This is a genomic window from Chryseobacterium takakiae (genome assembly GCF_900129385.1).
GTDB classification, from domain to species: domain Bacteria; phylum Bacteroidota; class Bacteroidia; order Flavobacteriales; family Weeksellaceae; genus Chryseobacterium; species Chryseobacterium takakiae.
The window spans coordinates 1-1,477 of the sequence record NZ_FQVO01000040.1 but is presented as its reverse complement, the minus strand read 5'-3'; the positions used below and the strand labels follow the sequence as shown (position 1 = coordinate 1,477).

Sequence of the window (1,477 nt, the reverse complement as noted above, 5' to 3'; positions counted from 1 at the left end):
ATGATAAATTCAGGGGCATAAAAAGAACCCGAATTGTCTCCTGCTCCTGATGCATGAACATCATTGATGGCAAACTGAGAGCTTGGCTGCCCTCCACCCCATGGCAAAACGGTTATTGCTCCCGTTGTAATGCGGCGTCTGCCTTGCGATGACATCTGTAAAATTTTATTGGCAACAGCTGATCCCGTCCAATTCGCACTATAAAGTGCCGGAGCGGCAGTTACATCATTAACCGTTGCATTGATAAGATTTGCTAACCATTGAAGATTGGTATTGCTCGTAAAATAAAACTTAGCCTGATCCATATAAGATGGTGTACCAGGAGTAGTACCTCTTGCTACAGCCATTAATGCTGTGCCTAAAACACCAATTACAGTTCCATTATGTTGTGCTTGTACAAAATAAGCTCCGTTGTTATTGTCTGAGGTAAAAATTGCCTGATTGTTGTAGAATCCGCGATTAGCTGTAAAATCAAAGTAAGAATTAAAGTTAAAATCCCTTCCTACAGCACTATTGCCCGTTCTAAACAATGGCTTGTTGGCTGCTGGGGAAGGAGCAAGCGCATTAAAACCATTCCCTGACTGATCTGATACTGTATTTACTGCCGCTCCTTCAGTCGTAGTGTCTGTTCCTTGGTCGGCACGCAGCCATAATCTTAACCCCGGAACCCCACCGGGAGACTGAAACCTATAGAAGGTATCACCTTCTGTCCATGTAGTCTGTATCCCAAGAGAAGCAGAAGCAATCCTGTTATTTGCCGCTGCAAGTGTGCCACCGGTAGTATTGGCATAAATAACATAATTAACCACCGTACCAGATGTCTGCTGCGGTATTTTACCTGCCCAGATTCTGTTCGGGCTATTAAATACGGCAAAAGACATATTAACTACCGTTCCGTTGGTTTTGCTAGGTGCAGTTCCGTTGGTGGTATATACCAGATAAAAGGTATATCCTGTAGTATCAACTAAATAGTTGACAAAAATGTCGGTTCCATTAGTTCCTGTAGGAAGAAGAGCCAGAGACTGGGCATTGGTTACCGAGGCATTCTGTCTATTGTCAGGAGCTGCCGTATAGACATTCCAGGGCAAAGTATTGGGGACGGCCGGTAAAACCGTGCCGGGATTGTGCCCCTGTGCTAAAGCTTTTATACATAGCAAAAAGGCTAAAATTAAATAAATTTGTTTTTTCATTGTTGTTATGTGTACGATAAGAAATTTGTTTTTCTTCACTGCTTTTATTCAGAAACCGGAACATTTAACGTAATACAGTAAATGAATCCTAACAGGAAGATTTCCGAAGATGACATCATGTAATATCATTTAAGGCAAAGAGAATACCTGACCTTAGGAATTCTGATAAAAGTCTTTTAACAATGAAAAGGCGGCGGGCGTATCCCTCCGTCGCTTATGGTAATTTTTGAAAAAACAGAAAAGAGATAGTGATAGTTCTGAAAGATATATTCACCGGCCTTCCCTGC

At 42.0% G+C, this 1,477-nt stretch carries 1 protein-coding gene; it reads right to left on the bottom strand.

The window, feature by feature from the left end:
• On the bottom strand, positions 1-1,190 hold a 1,190-nt coding region (locus tag BUA76_RS18980), incomplete at its 3' end, for a hypothetical protein (RefSeq protein WP_143149964.1).
• Between the last annotated feature and the right edge of the window lie 287 nt (positions 1,191-1,477).